Source organism: Streptomyces sp. NPDC025721 (genome assembly GCF_055558595.1).
The window spans coordinates 65027-82362 of the sequence record NZ_JBVHMF010000007.1 but is presented as its reverse complement, the minus strand read 5'-3'; the positions used below and the strand labels follow the sequence as shown (position 1 = coordinate 82362).

19 protein-coding genes and 1 riboswitch are annotated in these 17336 nt (G+C 73.0%); of the genes, 9 read left to right on the top strand and 10 right to left on the bottom strand.

All coding sequences use genetic code 11. From position 1 onward, the window contains the following. Positions 1-90: 90 nt before the first annotated feature. The 3 genes from ACZ4EF_RS12785 to ACZ4EF_RS12775 all read left to right on the top strand — a co-directional run bounded on the left by ACZ4EF_RS12785 (position 91) and on the right by ACZ4EF_RS12775 (position 2414). Entirely contained in the window at positions 91-1047 is a 957-nt protein-coding gene (locus ACZ4EF_RS12785) for a cytochrome c oxidase assembly protein (RefSeq protein ID WP_467504264.1), read from the top strand. Between the two features lie 16 nt (positions 1048-1063). Then, positions 1064-2116, top strand: coding sequence for a hypothetical protein (locus tag ACZ4EF_RS12780; RefSeq protein ID WP_467504262.1), 1053 nt, complete (start codon positions 1064-1066; stop codon positions 2114-2116). A 136-nt stretch (positions 2117-2252) separates the two neighbouring features. Continuing rightward, complete coding sequence (locus ACZ4EF_RS12775) at positions 2253-2414, top strand: hypothetical protein (protein WP_355341139.1); 162 nt, start codon at positions 2253-2255, stop codon at positions 2412-2414. Between the two features lie 145 nt (positions 2415-2559). Here ACZ4EF_RS12775 and ACZ4EF_RS12770 read toward each other — a convergent pair whose 3' ends face one another. Continuing rightward, entirely contained in the window at positions 2560-3276 is a 717-nt protein-coding gene (locus ACZ4EF_RS12770; RefSeq protein ID WP_467504260.1) for a TetR/AcrR family transcriptional regulator, read from the bottom strand. A gap of 118 nt (positions 3277-3394) precedes the next feature. On the opposite strand from ACZ4EF_RS12770, the gene ACZ4EF_RS12765 reads away from it, so the two are divergent. From ACZ4EF_RS12765 to ACZ4EF_RS12755, 3 genes are all read left to right on the top strand, one after another. Beyond that, a complete protein-coding gene (locus ACZ4EF_RS12765; RefSeq protein WP_467504258.1) occupies positions 3395-4882 on the top strand; it encodes an MFS transporter in 1488 nt (495 codons plus the stop codon). A gap of 159 nt (positions 4883-5041) precedes the next feature. Beyond that, positions 5042-5767, top strand: coding sequence for a lysophospholipid acyltransferase family protein (locus ACZ4EF_RS12760; protein WP_467504256.1), 726 nt, complete (start codon positions 5042-5044; stop codon positions 5765-5767). Positions 5768-5953: 186 nt separating this feature from the next. After that, positions 5954-6997, top strand: a complete 1044-nt coding sequence (locus ACZ4EF_RS12755; protein ID WP_391161974.1) for an NAD-dependent epimerase/dehydratase family protein — start codon at positions 5954-5956, stop codon at positions 6995-6997. A 21-nt stretch (positions 6998-7018) separates the two neighbouring features. Here ACZ4EF_RS12755 and ACZ4EF_RS12750 read toward each other — a convergent pair whose 3' ends face one another. Next, positions 7019-7621: a DUF1707 SHOCT-like domain-containing protein gene (locus ACZ4EF_RS12750; RefSeq protein ID WP_355341153.1), complete on the bottom strand. Its 603-nt coding sequence runs from the start codon at positions 7619-7621 to the stop codon at positions 7019-7021. A 191-nt stretch (positions 7622-7812) separates the two neighbouring features. Between ACZ4EF_RS12750 and ACZ4EF_RS12745 the strand changes: the two genes are divergently transcribed. Then, the gene (locus ACZ4EF_RS12745; protein ID WP_467504253.1) at positions 7813-8667 is read left to right on the top strand and encodes a TIGR02452 family protein; all 855 of its coding nucleotides are present in this window, start codon (positions 7813-7815) and stop codon (positions 8665-8667) included. A gap of 121 nt (positions 8668-8788) precedes the next feature. Here the strand turns inward: ACZ4EF_RS12745 and ACZ4EF_RS12740 are convergent, their stop codons facing one another. From ACZ4EF_RS12740 to ACZ4EF_RS12705, 8 genes are all read right to left on the bottom strand, one after another. Continuing rightward, positions 8789-10390 carry an alpha/beta hydrolase gene (locus tag ACZ4EF_RS12740; RefSeq protein ID WP_401311165.1) on the bottom strand — a complete coding sequence of 534 codons (1602 nt, stop codon included), beginning with the start codon at positions 10388-10390 and terminating at the stop codon, positions 8789-8791. A gap of 193 nt (positions 10391-10583) precedes the next feature. Then, entirely contained in the window at positions 10584-11411 is an 828-nt protein-coding gene (locus ACZ4EF_RS12735; RefSeq protein ID WP_467504251.1) for an urease accessory protein UreD, read from the bottom strand. Beyond that, complete coding sequence (gene ureG / locus ACZ4EF_RS12730; protein ID WP_467504249.1) at positions 11408-12109, bottom strand: urease accessory protein UreG; 702 nt, start codon at positions 12107-12109, stop codon at positions 11408-11410. The genes ACZ4EF_RS12735 and ureG overlap by 4 nt, the downstream gene beginning before the upstream one ends. A gap of 117 nt (positions 12110-12226) precedes the next feature. Beyond that, complete coding sequence (locus ACZ4EF_RS12725; RefSeq protein ID WP_355341168.1) at positions 12227-12940, bottom strand: urease accessory protein UreF; 714 nt, start codon at positions 12938-12940, stop codon at positions 12227-12229. A 4-nt stretch (positions 12941-12944) separates the two neighbouring features. Beyond that, positions 12945-14666 carry an urease subunit alpha gene (locus tag ACZ4EF_RS12720; RefSeq protein ID WP_467504247.1) on the bottom strand — a complete coding sequence of 574 codons (1722 nt, stop codon included), beginning with the start codon at positions 14664-14666 and terminating at the stop codon, positions 12945-12947. Next, a complete protein-coding gene (locus ACZ4EF_RS12715) occupies positions 14659-14970 on the bottom strand; it encodes an urease subunit beta (protein WP_355341174.1) in 312 nt (103 codons plus the stop codon). The genes ACZ4EF_RS12720 and ACZ4EF_RS12715 overlap by 8 nt, the downstream gene beginning before the upstream one ends. Positions 14971-14984: 14 nt before the next feature. Then, positions 14985-15287, bottom strand: coding sequence for an urease subunit gamma (locus ACZ4EF_RS12710; RefSeq protein WP_355341177.1), 303 nt, complete (start codon positions 15285-15287; stop codon positions 14985-14987). An 87-nt stretch (positions 15288-15374) separates the two neighbouring features. After that, positions 15375-15665 carry a type II toxin-antitoxin system Phd/YefM family antitoxin gene (locus ACZ4EF_RS12705; RefSeq protein ID WP_188285531.1) on the bottom strand — a complete coding sequence of 97 codons (291 nt, stop codon included), beginning with the start codon at positions 15663-15665 and terminating at the stop codon, positions 15375-15377. Between the two features lie 85 nt (positions 15666-15750). Between ACZ4EF_RS12705 and ACZ4EF_RS12700 the strand changes: the two genes are divergently transcribed. Together ACZ4EF_RS12700 and ACZ4EF_RS12695 are read left to right on the top strand one after the other, a co-directional pair. Beyond that, on the top strand, positions 15751-16386 hold the full coding sequence (locus tag ACZ4EF_RS12700) for an ATP-dependent Clp protease proteolytic subunit (protein WP_188285535.1): 636 nt from the start codon (positions 15751-15753) through the stop codon (positions 16384-16386). Between the two features lie 6 nt (positions 16387-16392). Beyond that, positions 16393-16713, top strand: a complete 321-nt coding sequence (locus ACZ4EF_RS12695; protein ID WP_188285530.1) for a hypothetical protein — start codon at positions 16393-16395, stop codon at positions 16711-16713. Positions 16714-17206: 493 nt separating this feature from the next. After that, positions 17207-17335, top strand: a riboswitch (cyclic di-AMP (ydaO/yuaA leader). Position 17336: the final 1 nt, after the last annotated feature.

The window sequence follows — 17336 nt, the reverse complement described above, 5'->3', positions numbered from 1 at the left end:
GGCGGTTCTACTCTGGAGCGGGCACAAGGGTCGAATCGGAGCACGGGCCGGACCGGCAGCACGCGGCCCGGCGCGACAGGAGAGTGACGGATGGACCACGGCGGACACGGCATGCACATGGACTTGCCGCCGTTCACCCTCGGCCGGGGGCTGTCGTTCAGCGGCGGCGATCCGTTCTTCCTCATCGGCTGCCTGGTGGCGCTGGTCCTCTACGGCTGGGGTGTGCTGCGGCTGCGGCGGCGCGGCGACTCGTGGTCGCCCGGCCGTACCGTGGCGTTCGTCACAGGGGTGCTGACGGTCGCTCTGGTGATGTGCACCAAGCTCAACGACTACGGCATGGTCATGTTCAGCGTGCACATGGTGCAGCACATGGTGCTGAGCATGCTCTCGCCGATCCTGATCCTGCTGGGCGCCCCGGTGACGCTGACGCTGCGGGCGCTGCCCGCCGCCGAGCGCGGGCGCACCGGACCGCGCGAGCTGCTGGTGAAGCTGCTGCACAGCCGGTATCTGCGGATCATCACGCACCCGGCCTTCACGCTCCCGCTGTTCATCGCGAGCCTGTACGGGCTGTACTTCTCGCCGATCTTCGACACGCTGATGCACACCAGGACCGGGCACATCGCGATGATGGTGCACTTCCTGCTGGTGGGCCTGCTGTTCTTCTGGCCGATCATGGGCGTCGACCCGGGGCCGCACCGGCCCGGTTATGTGATGCGGATGCTGGAGCTGTTCGCGGGGATGCCCTTCCACGCGTTCTTCGGCATCGCGGTCATGATGGCCAGCGAGCCGATGCTGACCACCTTCAAGCACCCGCCCGCCTCGCTGGGCATCGACGCGCTCGGCGACCAGACGGCGGCGGGCGGCATCGCCTGGGCGTTCAGCGAGATCCCGTCGGTCGTCGTGCTGGTGGCGCTGCTCTTCCAGTGGTACACCTCCGAGCAGCGGCAGGCACGGCGCGGCGACCGGGCCGCGGACCGCGACGGTGACGCGGAACTCGTCGCGTACAACGCGTATTTGGCATCGTTGGAGGCGCGCGGTCGCGGCTGACGGAGGGGGGCCCGGGATGGGCGAACAGGTACGGATCTCGGGGGCGGCGCTGGAGCTGCCCGGCGGGGTGACGGTCCGCTTCATGCGGACGCTGCGGCTGCCCGAGAAGGGCACGCACCCGCTGCCGCCCGGCCTGGGCTCCTTCCCGCTGCGCCGCGTGGGCGACTTCGCCGGGCGGACTCCGGAGCGGTGGCGCGCGCACGGCGGGGTGCTGCTGCCGGTGTATCAGCGCGAGGCGATGTGGCTCAGCTTCTCCTCGGCCGCGCCCGCCGCCCTCCAGGTCGGTGTCGGGAAGGTGTGCGCGGTGTCGGGCCGGCCGTGGAGCGACCGGCTGTCGCGCGACCCGCAGAATTACGTGGTGCTGCCCCGGCAGCCGTGGCTGGACGGCATCAACTCCGGCCCCGGCACGATCCGGCAGTTCGTGGCCGTGCCCCTGGGGCTCGGGGCGACCGTGGAGGGGCAGGTCTCCGGCGAGGAGGTCTGGGGCGGGGTGCAGCTCCAGGTGTTCGAGCTGCGCGAGGAGCCGCTGGCGCGCTGGCGCGCCGAGCAGAGCCGCAGGACGGTGACGACGAACGGGCCGTGGGGTGTGTCGGCGCAGGCGGCCGGGGGGTACGGCGGGCCCGCGCTCCCGTCGATGGCCCCTGGCGGGGGTCCCGTGCCGCCGCCCGCACCGATGGCGGCCAGGTCGGCGCCCGCGATGGGGCTCGGCGCGGGCGGCCGGATGCGCCAGGAGGTGTACCGCGACGAGCGGCCCGCGCACGACTGGCGGAAGAAGCCGTCCGGCCGGGTCTTCGTCCATCTGGCGACGGCCCCGCAGTGGCGGGAGATCACCGGCGAACCGGCGCCCGCGTCCCCGGTGGACCGGGCGGCGTACAACGCGGCGGGGCTGCCGTGGTTCGACTACTACGACGCGGACGGCGAGGATCTGGCCGCCACCGAGCCGTTGACCGGGGTCAGGCCGGTCGGTGACTGGCTGGGCGACGACGAGCAGCCGTGGGCGCCGCCGAAGCCGGAGCAGGTCGAGCACCTGGGCGACGATCCGGGCCGGGTGACCGACGGGGAGTGGTGAGCGGCCTGGCGCGCGGCGGGCCGTGAGGCGTGGTGGCGCGCGGGGTGCCCGTGGGGTCACCATGAAGGAAGGGCCGCGATACGGCTTCCGCCTCGTCGGCGGGTGCGCGCACGCGCCTGCGGAAGGGAGGCGTGCGATGCCGGGTTCCGTGAAAGCGATGGCGTTGACCACGGTGGCGTTTCTGGTGGCGGTGGTCGCCTACACCGTGGCACTGGGGTCGAACGGCTGGCTGTGGTTCGGCTGGGTGGTGCTGGGGCTGTGCACGGCGGGGGCGGCGGCGATCCGGGAGCCGCACTGAGTGTGCGGGCGCGCCGAACGAGCGGGCCGGCTGAGCGAGCCCCGGGCCGGGCGGGCGGCCGACCGGCCTGATACGGATACGGGCGGGCGGCCGGATCGGGGCAGGCGGCCGGATACGGGCGGGCGGCCGGATCTGGGCGGGCGGCCTACTCCCCCGCCGCCGGGGCCGCGTGCCGGGCGAGGCCGGAGACCAGCAGGTCGAGGCCGAATTCGAAGCGTTCGTCGCCGACGTCCCGCATCAGCTCGTCGACCATGCCGGTGATGACGGGGAACTGCCCGCTGGGCAGGCTCTTGTAGTAGTCGCGGACCTGGGCGAGGAAGTCGTCCTTGCCCGCCGTCGTGACGCCGGTGCGGAAGGCGAGGGCGGCCTCCTCGGCCGCGGCGGCGGTGACGTACAGCGCGAGCGCGTCGACCCCGTAGGCGCAGACCTGCACGGGCAGTCGCCCCGCGGCGAGGATGGCGAGCACGCCCTCGGCCGTGCGCATCGCGTTCTCACCGGTGGGGACGCCGATCTCGATCGAGAGCCGGGCCAGGTCGCTGTGCGCGGCCAGCGCCGCGCGGGCCTGCCGCATCACGTCCTTCACCTGCTCCTGCCACCGCTCGGGGTCGGGGACCGGGCAGTGGATCTCGGCCCTGACCCGGTCGAGGACCAGGGCGATCAGCTCGTCCCGCCCGGCGACGTGCGCGTAGAGGGAGGCCGCTCCCGTGCCCAGCTCCTGGGCGACCCGGCGCATGCTCATCGCGTCGATGCCCTCGGTGTCGACGATCCGCAGGGCCGCCGCGATGATCCCGTCCTGGCTGAGGACGCGGCGCGGCGCGCGCTTGCGGGTCGGCCCCCAGGGCGGGGCGGGGATCTCGGTCACGGCGGTGGAACCTCCAGGGACAGCGGCTGCGAACATCGTACTTGACGCGAACAGTGTTCGTAAGTAGAACAGTGTTCGTTCCCAGCACGCCGTCCCGCCACCGCCCGGAGGAATCACCGTGACCGCATCGACCCTCACCGAGGACCCGGATCGCGCGTCGGAGCCGGACGCGGCCCCGGCCGGCGGTGCGCGGCTGCGCTGGCTCGCCCTCGCCGTGGTCCTGGCCGTGGAGGTGATGGACCTGCTGGACGCCACGATCGTCGGCGTGGCCTCGCCCTCGATCCAGGCGGACTTCGGCGGCAGCTCCACCCGTATCCAGTGGATCGCCGCCGCGTACACCCTCGCCTTCGCCGTCCTGATGATCACCGGGGCGCGGCTCGGTGACATCGTCGGCCGCCGCCGGATGTTCCTGATCGGGGTGGCGGGCTTCGCGGTCTGCTCGCTGCTGTGCGCCTGCTCGGGCTCCGCGGACATGCTGATCGGCATGCGGGCGGCGCAGGGCGCGTTCGCCGCGATGATGGTGCCGCAGGGCCTCGGCCTGATCAGGGAGGTCTTTCCGCCGGCCGAAATGGGCGCCGCCTTCGGCGTGTTCGGGCCGGTGATGGGTCTGGCGGCGGTCGCCGGCCCGGTGCTCGGCGGTTTCCTGACCGACGCCGATCTCTTCGGCACCGGCTGGCGGGCGATCTTCCTGATCAATGTGCCGATCGCGCTCGTCGCCTTCGCCGCCGCCCTGCGCGTTCTGCCGGAGGGCCGCGCCCCACGGCCGCCCCGGCTCGACGTGCCGGGTGTCGGCATCCTCAGCGTAGCCGTTCTGCTGCTGGTCTATCCGCTGGTGCAGGGCCGCGACCTGGGCTGGCCGCTGTGGAGTCACCTCTGCATGGCGGCGTCCGTACCGGTCCTCGTCCTCTTCGCGCGCTACCAGAAGTCGGTACGGGCCCGCGGCGGCTCGCCGCTGATCGAGCCGGGGCTGTTCCGGCACCGCGGCTACACCGGCTCCCTCGCCGTCGGCCTGGTCTTCTTCGCGGCGCTGACCGGCCTGATGCTGGTGGTCACCCTCTACCTCCAGTACGGGCTCGGCTTCAGCGCCCTGCACGCGGGCGCGACGATGATCCCCTGGGCGTTCGGCTCCGCCGTCGGCGCGACGCTGTCCGGCATGTGGCTCGGCCCGCGCTACGGCCGCCGTGCCGTACAGGGCGGGCTGCTGCTCACCGCGCTGTCCGTGGGCGCGGTGGCGCTGACCGTGCGCCTGGCGGGCGACTCCGTGACGAGCTGGCAGCTCGTACCGTCCCTGCTGGTCAGCGGCGCGGGACTCGGTGTGGTGATGGCGCCGTTCTTCGACATCGCGCTGGCGGGTGTGTCCGACCAGGAGACCGGCTCCGCCTCCGGGGTGCTCAACGCGGTGCAGCAGCTCGGCGGTTCGATCGGCGTCGCCGTCCTGGGCACGGCCTTCTTCGCCCGGACCGGACACGGCATGGGCGCGGCGGCCGTGGCCACCTTGCTGATGGCGGCGGGCGGGCTCGCCGCTGCCTTCTTGGTGGCCTTCCTGATGCCGCGCGCGGCCCAACACGCCGGGCAGGGCGAGGAGTCGGGGCCGGCCGGACACTGACCGGAGAACCGTGCGTACGCCCCGGGCCGGGCAAAGGCGCGGGTCGTGGGCGTGCTCCGGGCTCGCGCGGCGGGGGCGCGGGCACTACTCTGCCGGGGCACCGAGGATCGGGGCACCGCTCTCCGGGCGCACCGGGACGTGTCAGGGGAGGCAGCCACCGTGTTCTACCGACTGCTCAAGTACGTGGTCCTCGGGCCGCTGTTGCGGCTGATGTTCCGGCCCCGGATCGAGGGGATGGAGAACATCCCCGAGAGCGGCCGGGCGATCATCGCGGGCAATCACCTGTCGTTCACCGACCATTTCGTGATGCCCGCGATCCTGCCGCGCCGCATCACCTTCCTGGCCAAGGCCGAGTACTTCACCGGTCCCGGTCTGAAGGGGCGGCTGACGGCGGCGTTCTTCCGCAGCGTCGGACAGATCCCGGTCGACCGGTCGGGCGGCAAGGCGTCGCAGGCGGCCGTCACCGCGGCGATCGAGGTCCTGGAGCGCGACGAGCTGCTGGGCATCTACCCGGAGGGCACCCGCTCGCACGACGGGCGGCTGTACCGCGGCAGGACCGGCGTCGCGCTGATGGCGCTGCGCGCCCAGGCCCCCGTGATCCCCTGCGCGGTGCTCGGCACCTTCGAACTCCAGCCGCCGGGACGGAAGTTCCCGCGGATCGGCCGGGTCACCATCCGCTTCGGCGAGCCGCTGGACTTCAGCCGCTTCTTCGGCATGGAGGAAGAGCGGTACGTGGTGCGGTCGGTGACCGACGAGATCATGTACGCGATCATGGCGATGTCCGGGCAGGAGTACGTGGACCGGTACGCGGGCGAGGTGAAGGCCGAGCAGGCGTCGCTCGCGCAGGGCGGCACCGGGGGGCGGCTGCGCCGCAAGTCGTCCTGATCCGGGGCCTGTTCCCGCCCCGCCGGGATTGCGCCGCGCCCCGCCGGGACCCCGCCACGCGCTGCCGGGGCTCCGCCTCGCGCTGCCGGGGCTCCTTCTCGCGCTGCCGGGGTTGCGCCGAGGGCGAATCCGCGCAGGGCGAACCCCTCTGTTCCGCGCGGTGCCCGCCCGCATAGCGTCCTCACCATGACGGGAACCGCGTTCGTGATCGGCGCTTCTGGACAGATCGGGCGGCAGGCCGTACGCGCCCTGGCCGCGGACGGCTGGCAGGTGACGGCCGCCTCGCGCGGCGGCGGATCGGACGAGGGGTGGCCGCCGGGCGTGCGTACGGTCCGGGTCGACCGCTCGGACAGCGCCGCGCTGGCCGCGGCGCTCGGCGACGGCTGCGACGTCCTACTGGACTGTGTGGCCTACGACGGCGCCGACGCACGGCAGTTGCTGTCGCTGTCCGACCGGATCGGTTCCGCGGTGGTGATCTCCAGCGCGGCGGTGTACGAGGACGAGGCGGGCCGCAATTTCGACACGCAGGCCGAGCCGGACGGCTCCCCGCGCTTCCCGGTGCCGCTCCCGGAGACCTGCGCGACGGTCGCGCCGGGCCCCTCGACGTACGGCACCCGCAAGGTCGAGTTGGAGCGGACACTGCTGGAGGCGGGCGAGCGGTTGCCGTCGACGCTGCTGCGCGCCGGGGCGATCCACGGCCCGCACAGTCCGCTGCCGCGTGAGATCTACTTCGTCAAACGCGCGCTGGACGGCCGTCCGGTGCGGGTGCTGGCGTACGGGGGCAGGAGCCGGTTCCATCCGGTGCACGCGTCGAACATCGCCGAGCTGGTCCGGCTGGCGGCGGCGAAGCCGGGCTCCCGCGCGCTCAACGCGGGTGATCCGCGGGTGCCGACGGTCGCGGAGATCTCCGCAGCGGTGGACCGGGCGCTCGGTGTGACCAGCGAGACCGTGCTGGTGGACGGGCCGCCGCCGGAGCCGACCGTGGGCGACACTCCGTGGGGCATGCCGTACCCGATGGTGCTGGACATGTCGGCGGCCGAGCGCGAACTGGGCTACCGCGCGGTGACCTCGTACGAGGAGTCGCTGCCGGGGACGGTGGCCTGGCTGGCGGCGGAGCTGGACAAGGCGGACTGGCGCGAGGTGTTCCCGCTGCCCGCGCGGCTGTCGGAGCACGGCGACTGGTTCGACTACGCGGCCGAGGACCGCTGGCTGGCCGGGCGCGGGGCGTGACGCCCGGTCGGCGCCGCGGCGTCAGCGGCCGTCCCGCCAGGGCCACTTGAAGCGGCGCATCACCCGGACGTGGCCGAAGACGGAGCGTCCGGTGATCCGCACGACCGGTCCGTCCACGCCGCTCTTGTCGCTGCGGCGGCCGTGCTGGGAGCGCTTGCCGAACAGCGCCGTGCCGACGTCGTAGACCTGCGCGTGGTCGGGGACGATGACCTCGACCTTGCCGAAGAAGGAGTCGGCCTGGATGACCACCTCGCGGCGGGTGAACACCGCCTGCCGCAGGTCGATCACGACGGCGCCGAAGCTGGCCCGTACGACGGTGTGCGGCGGCACCGGCCACTGGCCCGAGCGGCGGACCTTGCTGAACAGCGCCCGCACCGCCTCGTTGTCGGCGGGCGAGGCGAGCGGGGCGCCGGGCGCGGGGGCGGGCAGGTCGGCGGTGAGCGGCGCCAAGTCGCCGCGGGTCCTGGCGGCGTAGGCCGCCTCCATCCGCTCGGCGTGCTCCTCGGCGGTCAGCCGGCCCGCGGCGAATGCCTCCGCCAGCAGCGCCGCCGTACGGTCGCGCTCGTCGTCGGACGCCCGCATCCTCGGCTCGCCGGAACGCGCCTTCGGGGACAGCTCGGACACGGCACTACCTCCCAGGGAAACGGAACGCGACTCACGATATATCGCGTCTACCGCCGCCCGCAAGAAGCCGGCCGGAAGGCCGGACGAAGCCGTACGAAGTCCGGGATCAGCCCGTACGGATCGGCCGACGGCCGCCGCGACCGCCCGAATTCACTCGCGCCGGAGCCCGTACACGCCCTACCGTCCTGGGCATGAGTGCTCGTCTGCGGAACATCGCCACGGAGAATCAGCGGATCGCGGCGGAGGGCGGGTACGACTCCCCGGCCGGACGGTACGTCCCGCTCGGCGAGGCCGTCGCGGCGGCGGCCGAGGGGACCCGGATGTACGGCCCCGCGCCGGTCGCGGTCCCCGGCGAGGGAGCGTGGGGCGACGGGCCCGTGCGCTGCGAGGTGACGCCGGAGAGCAGCATGGAGGCGGCGGCCAGGCTGGTCGCGGCAGACGCCGCGGGCGGCGCGGTGGCCGTGCTCAACTTCGCCTCCGCACGCAACCCCGGCGGCGGTTACGTCAAGGGAGCGCAGGCGCAGGAGGAGGCGCTGTGCCGTTCCTCCGCGCTCTACACCTGTCTGCTGCGCGCACCCGAGTTCTACGCCCACCACCGGGCGGACACCGATGTCTTCTACAGCGACCGCGTCATCCACTCCCCCGCCGTGCCGGTCTTCCGCGACGACAGCGGCACGCTGCTCGACGTGCCGTACACCGTCGGCTTCCTGACCTCGCCCGCGCCGAACGCCGGGGTCATCGCGCGCACGACGCCCGAGCGCGTGCCCCTCGTCGGAGCGGCCCTCGACGCGCGCGCCGAGCGGGTCCTGGAGGTGGCCGCCGTACACGGCTACCGGCGGCTGGTGCTGGGCGCCTGGGGCTGCGGGGTCTTCATGAACGACCCGGCGCGGGTGGCCGCCGCCTTCGCCCGGCTGCTGACCGGCGACGGCCGCTTCGTGGGCGCCTTCGACCAGGCCGTCTTCGCGGTCCTGGACCGGCGCGCGGCCTCCCCCACCCGTGCGGCCTTCGCCGCCGCCTTCAGCGACACCGCCGCGAAGCGGCCGTAGCCGTACCGCGGTCGTCGTCGCCCCGTGGCGGCGCGGCCGTCACGCCGGACGCGCGGCGGGCGGCCCACCGCACCGTGAAGGTGGGTGGACCGCCCGTACGCGGTCTCGCCGGTTCCTCGCCCTAGGGCGCGGCGGGGACGGGTGCGGCGTGGGGTCCGCACACCACGTCGTGGGCGTCGACCGTGCCCGTCAACAGATAGCTCTCGACACGGGAGTTGATGCACGGGTTCACCAGGTTGGTGACGCCGTGCGAGCCCGCGTCCTTCTCGGTGATCAAGCGGGAGCCCGCCAGGCGGCGGTGGAGTTCGAGCGCCCCGGTGTAGGGGGTCGCCGCGTCCCTGGTGCTCTGCACGATCAGCACGGCGGGCAGCCCGTGGTGCGAGCGGACGTCCACCGGGCGCTGCTGCTTGACGCCCCAGGTGGCGCACGGCAGGTTCAGCCAGGCGTTCTCCCACGTCAGGAAGGGGTACTTGGCGTGCAGCGCGGTGTTGTCCCGGTCCCATGTGCGCCAATTCGTGGGCCACTTGGCGTCGGTGCACTCCACCGCGGTGTACACGGCGTTGCTGTTCTCGGCCGAGATGTTGCCCGCGGTGTCGGACAGGTCGGGCGCCGCCGCGTCGAGCAGCGCCTGGGTGTCACCCGCCTCGTAGCGGCTCCAGACGCCCGCGACCGTGGCCCACGTCGAGTCGTAGTAGGGCGCGTTTTGGAAGAAGCCGAGGAGTTCGTTCGGCCCGACGACGCCGCCGATCGGGTGGCTCTTGGCGGCGGCGCGCAGCGCGAGCCACTTCTGCTCGACCTTCGCGGGCGTGTCGCCGAGGTGGTAGACGGAGTCGTACGTCGCGACCCACGCCTCCCAGTCGTCCCAGCGGCCCTGGAAGGCCACGTCCTGGTCCAGGTTGTTCCGGTACCAGATCTGGTCCTGCGCCGGGTTGACGACGCTGTCCACGATCAACCGGCGCACGTGCGTCGGGAAGAGCGTCGCGTAGACCGCGCCGAGGTACGTGCCGTAGGAGACGCCCAGGTAGTTGAGCTTCTTCTCGTGCAGCGCGGCGCGGATGACGTCCAGGTCGCGGGCGGTGTTCTGCGTGGTCATCTGGGAGAGCGTCCGCGCGCCGGTGCGCTCCAGGCAGCCGTCGGCGTACTCGGCGGCGAGCTTGCGCTGCGCGAGCTTGTCGGCCTCGCTGTCCGGCACCGGGTCGGCCTTGGGGGCTTTCACGTACTCCTGCGGGTCCTCGCAGGAGATCGGGGCGGAGTGGCCGACGCCGCGCGGGTCGAAGCCCACGAAGTCGTACGCCTTCGCCGTCTTGACCCACAGCGCGGAGGAGGTGGTGACCCGGACCGGGAAGCGCAGTCCCGAACCGCCGGGACCGCCCGGGTTGTAGATCAGCGCGCCCTGCCGTTCGGCCGGGGTACCGGTGTTGCCCGCCCGGTCCACGGCCAGCTTGACGGTCGCGCCGAACGGCTTGCCGTAGTCGACGGGCACGGTCACATAGCCGCAGGTGATCGGCGACGGAATGTTCCAACTCGCCGGGCAGGCCGCCCAGTCGATGCCCTTGCGGGCGGCGTTCGCGGCGGCGATCACCACGCCGACGGACTCGGGTACGGTGACGGACCGCGCCGATCTCGACGGCTGGTCGTGCGACTGTGCGGTGGCCGCCGGGGCGGCTGCGATGGCGCCCGCGATCAGGGCGCCGGTGGAGACGAGCACGATCGTGCGTCTCAAGGCGGAAACTCCCCTCCTGGTCCGTGGCTTGTGGCCACGGTGGTCACAGTTGCTGCGGAGCGAATCCTTTCCCCTGTGAGTCGTCTGTGAACAGGCCAGGCGGGTGATTCTTCATCAAAGTGTGATTCTGCGGACGAGTTGGGCGTGAGGTGGCTGCCGCCGCACGGGTGACGGCCGTTTACCCGGACACGCCCTAATCGGCCGGGGCGCTCGCGGCCCGGACGGCCGCCAGACCGGCGTCCAGCAGACGGCGCAGGCGCAGGCCGTCCGCGGCCACCGCGGTGATCAACGCGGCGGGGCCCGCGAGCGGGGTGACGGCCGCCCGGCCTTCCGCGGGGTCGGCGGGCAGCGTGCGGGCGACGGCCGGGAGGTCGGCGAAGCCGGGTTCGATCAGCAGGAGTTGGCCGACGGCCCGGTAGCGGCCGAGGACGGCCGGGCCGTCCCAGCCGGTGGGGGCGCCAGGGCCGAAGCGGAGTTCCTGGTCCAGGAGCGGGCGGCCGTCGAGGTGGGCGGTCAGCCGGGTGCTGAGGTGGCCGGGGGGTTCCGCGTGGCGGCCGAGGATCTGTTCGTCCCGCAGCAGGAGGCGCGCGCCGGGGCCGAGGTCCACGCGGGTGGTCATCCGCAGGTCGCTGCGGTGGGCGGCGATCACCGGCTCGGGCAGCCAGCGCAGCGCGCCACCGGCCCGTACGGTCAGCCGCACGTCGTACGTCGCCCGCCCGCCGTCCCGCCCCGGCAGGGACACCGTGGCCGCGGCGGACCCCACCGCGAGCCGTGCGCCCTGCCCCACCTCCGCCTCGATCCGCAGCCGGTCGCCGCCGAGCGGCGCGCTCATCGCGCCGACCACCATCACCCCGGCCCCTTCGCCGTCGGCGCCGCCGACGACCCGGCTGCGCCGCAGCGCCAGCGGTCCGTCACCGGCCAGCACGGGCAGCGCCGTACCGCCGTGCCCGTCGGGGGCGGCGACGATCCGCGCCGTGGCGACGACGCCGCGCGCGGTGTCGCGGACCGCCACGTCGTTCACGCCGTCGTCGCGGGGACGGTGGCCCAGGCGGCCAGGCGGTCGCCCACCCAGGCGGCGACCGGGGCGACGCCGTCGGGGGCGGCGACGGAGGTGAGGACGACGGGCAGGTCGCCGCGCTGGGCGGCGGCGTCGCGGGACATGCGGGTGAGGTCGGCTCCGACGTAGGGGGCGAGGTCGGTCTTGTTGATCACGAGGAGGTCGGCGGTGGTGACGCCGGGGCCGCCCTTGCGGGGGATGTCGTCGCCGCCCGCCACGTCGATGACGAAGATCTGCGCGTCCACCAGTCCCTTGGAGAAGGTGGCGGTCAGATTGTCGCCGCCGGACTCGACGAGGATGAGGTCGAGCGGGCCGACCGCGTCCTCCAGGTCCTCGACGGCTTCGAGATTCGCGGAGATGTCGTCCCGGATCGCGGTGTGCGGGCACGCGCCGGTCTCCACGGCGGCGATCCGTTCGGCGGGCAGCACCGCGTTGCGCAGCAGGAATTCGGCGTCCTCGCGCGTGTAGATGTCATTGGTGACCACGGCGATCGACAGGTCGTCGCGCAGTCTGCGGCACAGCGCCGCAACGGTCGCGGTCTTGCCGGACCCGACCGGGCCGCCGAGCCCGATCCGCAGCGCGCGCCGCCTGCCGTCGGCGCGGACGGCGGGCGAGGAGTGCGCGTACCGCTCGGGGAAGGTCTCGGGGTGGTCGAGATGCATGGTCAACTCCGTTGGTGCGGACGGCGTTCGGAACCGGGCTGCGGATGAGGCTGCGGATCGAGAGGCGGATCAGGCTGCGGATCGGAAGGCGGATCGGGAGGCGGGTCAGGAGGCGAATCACGAGGCGAAGAGGCGTACGGGCCAGGCGGCGTGGTCCTGCGCGGCAAGGTCGAGCAGCGGCGCGGACGCGGCGGGCAGCACGTCCGGGCCTTCGGCGAGGGCGCGTTCGGCGGCGAGCGCCGCAGCGGCGGCCGCCTCGTCGACGCACGGTGCCAGCCGGGCGAGTACGGCCGCGGCGTGGAAGGGGTCGAGGCTCAGCAGCCGTACGGCGGCGGTCGCGGGCCCGCTGACGGACTCGTAGGCGGCGACGTGTGCCGCGTCCTGCGGGAGCAGGCCGGCGGCGCGGGCGGTGACGCCGAGGACGACGGGCTGGTGGGCGCCGCGCGGGCGGGCGGCGGCGAGCTGGTCGAGCGCGGGTGCGGGCCAGGCGGCGCGGGCGGCGCGCAGAAGCTGGCGGCCGAGCTTGCGGGAGGTGGTGCGCAGGGCGGGCGAGGGGGTGCGGGCGTCGGCCGCCGCGTCGAGGACGAGCGGGTCGAGGCCGAAGGTCGCCGCCGCGGCCAGTGCGGCGGCGACCAGTCCAGTGGTGTGCAGACGGCCCCGGCAGAAATCCGCCAGGGTCGCCGCGTCCCGCACCCGGCCGTCCGCGACCGCGGCCTCCGCGCCGCCGGAGTGCGCGTGGCCGCCGGCCGGGAAGCGGCCGTCGGCGAGCAGCAGCAGGGCGGCGCGCGCGGCCGGTGTCGTGGTCGTAGGGGGCGGTGTCGTCGGGGTCATGGTCTCAGAAGAGGAAGTACCGCTGGGCCATGGGGAGTTCCGGCGCGGGCGCGGGCTCCACGACCTCGCCGTCGATCCGTACGGTGAACGTGTCGGGTTCGACCTCGACTCTCGGCAGCGCGTCGTTCTCCCGCATGTCGGCCTTGGTCACGGCGCGTGTACTGCGGATCGGCACGAACTCCTTGCCGAGGCCGAGGCGTTCGGGCAGGCCGTCCTCCAGCGCCGCCTCGTTGACGAAGTTGACGGAGTTGGCGGCGGGCGCGGCGCCGACCGCGCCGAACATCGGCCGGGGAAGCACGGGTTGGGGGGTGGGGATGGACGCGTTGGCGTCGCCCATCTGGGCGTAGGCGATCTGCCCGCCCTTGATGACGAGTTGCGGCTTGACTCCGAAGAACGCCGGTTCCCACAGCACCAGGTCGGCGAGCTTCCCGGCCTCGACGGAGCCGATCTCGTGGTCGAGGCCCTGCGCGACCGCGGGGTTGATGGTGTATTTGGCGACATAGCGGCGGGCGCGGTGGTTGTCGGCCGCGCCGTCGCCGGGGAGCGCGCCGCGCCGTCGCTTCATCACGTGCGCGGTCTGCCAGGTGCGCAGGGCGACTTCGCCGATCCGGCCCATGGCCTGTGAGTCGGAGCTGATGATGCTGATCGCGCCGAGGTCGTGCAGGACGTCCTCGGCGGCGATGGTCGACGGGCGGATCCGGGACTCGGCGAAGGCGAGGTCCTCGGGGACCGACGGGTTGAGGTGGTGGCAGACCATCAGCATGTCGAGGTGCTCCTCGACGGTGTTGACGGTGTGCGGCCGGGTCGGGTTGGTCGAGGACGGCAGCACGTGCGGCTGCGAGACCACGGTGATGATGTCGGGCGCGTGCCCGCCGCCCGCGCCTTCGGTGTGGTAGGCGTGGATGCCCCGGCCCGCGATGGCGGCCAGGGTGTCCTCGACGAATCCGGCCTCGTTCAACGTGTCGGTGTGGATGGCCAGTTGGGCGCCGGTCCGCTCACAGACCGTCAGGCAGGCGTCGATGGCTGCGGGGGTTGCGCCCCAGTCCTCGTGGATCTTGAACCCGACGGCTCCGGCGCGCAGTTGGTCGTGCATGGACCGCTGGTTGACGGTGTTGCCCTTGCCGAGCAGCCCCACGTTGACCGGGTACGCCTCCAGGCCCGCGAACATCCGCGCCAGGTGCCAGCCGCCGGGCGTGACGGTGGTCGCCTTGGTGCCCTCGGCCGGTCCCGTGCCGCCGCCGATGACGGTGGTGACGCCCGCCGACAGGGCCTGCGGCAGCAGCGTCGGCGAGATGAAGTGGACGTGCGCGTCGATGGTGCCCGCGGTGAGGATTTTGCCGTTGCCCGCGATGATCTCGGTCTCGGGGCCGATGACGAGGTCGGGGTGGACGCCGTCCATCGTCTCGGGGTTGCCCGCCTTGCCCAGCGCGGTGATCCGGCCGTCGCGGATACCGATGTCCGCCTTGACCACGCCCCAGTGGTCGAGGACGACGGCGCCGGTGATGACGGTGTCGGGCGCGCCCTCCGCGCGGCTGGTCCGCGCCTGGCCCATCGACTCGCGGATCACCTTGCCGCCGCCGAAGACGGCTTCGTCGCCCGCGAGTCCCGGCCCGCCCGCCAGGTCGCGTTCGACCTCGATCAGCAGGTCGGTGTCGGCCAGCCGGACCCGGTCCCCGGTGGTGGGGCCGTAGAGGTCGGCGTATACGGCCCGCGAGAGGTCAGCCATCGAGCGCCCCCGCGGTCTCGCCGCGCAGCCCGGCCACAACGCGCTGTCCGGCGATCGGCACGAGTTCGACCTCGGCGGGGATGCCGGGCTCGAAGCGTACGGCGGTGCCCGCGGCGATGTTCAGCCGCAGGCCGCGGGCGGCGGCGCGGTCGAACTCCAGACCGGGGTTGGCCTCGGCGAAGTGGTAGTGCGAGCCGACCTGGACGGGCCGGTCGGCCGCGTTGAGAACGGTGAGGCGGGTCACCGGGCGGCCCGCGTTGAGCGGCACGGGCGCGTCCGCGCTGAGGATCTCTCCGGGGATCATGGCGCTCCTGCCCGTCAGACGATCGGCTGGTGGACGGTGACGAGCTTGGTGCCGTCGGGGAACGTGGCCTCGACCTGCACGTCGTGGATCATCTCGGGGATGCCGTCCATGACGTCGGCGCGGGTCAGCACGGTGCGCCCGGACTCCATCAGTTCCGAGACGCCGCGGCCGTCGCGGGCCCCTTCGAGCAGATGCGCGGTGATGAGCGCGACCGCCTCGGGGTGGTTGAGCCGCAGCCCGCGGGCGCGCCGCTTGGCCGCCACGTCCGCGGCGACATGGATGAGCAGGCGTTCCTGCTCGTGGGGGGTCAACTGCACAGCCACACCTCACAGTCGTCAGAACCCGCGAGATTAGTTCGACGCGGTTTCGACTGCGTTAACCCCTGTTACGGGCGGCGGTCGCTGTTACGGACGGCGGTCGCCGGTCTGGTGACCCCGGTGCTCGGCCGCGATGCCGAACCGTCGGCGTTCGCCCGTGGCGGACGTACGGGAGCCGACGGCGGAGACCGTACTGATCACCTGCTCCTCGGCCTGCTCGTCGAGATCACGCAGTCGTTGCAGGTCAGCGGCGGACACCAGGGCGACGAGGGGCTTGCCGTGGCGGGTCAGCACCACCTGTTCGCCGCCGTAGACCACGCGGTTGATCAGTTCCGCGAGCTCGGCACGCGCTTGTGTCACCGGGACGTCATGGGTCATGCTCCCCATCATAACGAGATGTACGTCCTGTACATTTTGACCTGTGGCCAGTTCCTGCGCCCAGATCCGCCCGGAGGTGCACGCCGTGTTCCGTCCCACCGCCCGCTACGTCCTGCCCGAGTTCACCGAACGCAGCAGCAACGGCGTCCGCACGATGGACCCGTACTCCAAGCTGCTCCAGGAGCGGATCATCTTCCTGGGCACCCAGGTCGACGACACCTCGGCGAACGACGTGATGGCCCAGCTCATCCACCTGGAGAACGCCGCCCCCGAGCAGGACATCAACCTCTACATCAACTCGCCCGGCGGCTCGTTCTCGGCGATGACCGCCATCTACGACACGATGCAGTTCGTCACCTGCGACGTGGCGACGGTCTGCATCGGGCAGGCCGCCTCGGCCGCGGCCGTGCTGCTGGCGGCGGGCGCGCCGGGCAAGCGCATGATCACTCCGGGCGCGCGGGTGCTGATCCACCAGCCGTCGCTCGGCGAGGTGGTCCAGGGGCCCATCTCGGACCTGGAGATCCAGGCCAACGAACTGCTGCGCACCCGCGAGCAGTTGGAGACGCTGCTGGCCCGGCACACCGGCCGGGACATCGAGCGGATCCGTACCGACATCGAGCGGGACAAGGTCCTCGACGGTGAAGAGGCCGTCGCCTACGGGCTGGTGGACAAGCTGACCACCAGCCGCAAGACCAACGGCCCCGCGTACGGCCTGCGGTGACCCGCGGTGGTCCCGGAACTGCCGCCGCTTCCGGCGCTCACCCGCTCCGAGGGTGAGCTGATCGACTCCTACCTGGAGGTCGTCGATCTGCTCGGCCGGATCAATCCGTCCCGCACCGCCGACACCTACAGCGCCCTGCGGGCCGCCCAGGCGCTGGTGGGCCGGGCGACCGCGCTGCGCGACGCGCTGACCGTGATGCACATGCGGGGCGAGACCGAACTGCACCACGCCACGCTGGCCCGCGCCCTGCGGGTGCTGGACGGCGAGCGGCGGTCGGGGCTGGTGGCGCTGGCGCCCGATCCGGCCGCGGGACCGCCGCCCGCGTGAGGCTGGTGCGGACAGCGCGGCCCGTGCGGTCCGTGCGGCCCGTTGGTGTGAGCCTCGTGCGGTCCGCCGAAGGAGAGCTCGCGCGGCACGCCGACACAGACCAGGTGTGAGCGCGGTCACTCTGCGCGCTCGAAACCGTCGGCACTGCACCAAAGGGGCTCATCCCATCGGCGTATTCACCGCCGATTCATGCTCTCCGGCCGAATTGCGCGCACCGGCCAAAACCGCCCATCGTCCGTCACATATCCGCAGGTCAGATGATGCGACCGGAGGCGCGGACCGGGTGATTCGCCCCGGTGTCCACCCCAATAGGTGAGTCGTGACCTGACTCACACCGCGCGTTTCCCGCCCGGCTGTGGCCGGTTCTGTGCGTCACCATCCGTAGTGACGACAAGCCCCCGCCGCCGTGGCGGGGCGGTCCACGCGGACGCCCAGTCCCGCCGCCGCGTGGACGTCAGGTCGACATGAGTGCACCGGCGGGAGCGGAGGACCCAGGTACGACGGGTCGGTCACGGCACAGCGCCGGAGCCGTCCCTTGGGGTGAAGCCGCACCACGCGGCCGGGCATCTTCGCCAGCCCGAACCCGACAGGTCATCCTTCGGAGGCTGATGACGAAGGGTTGC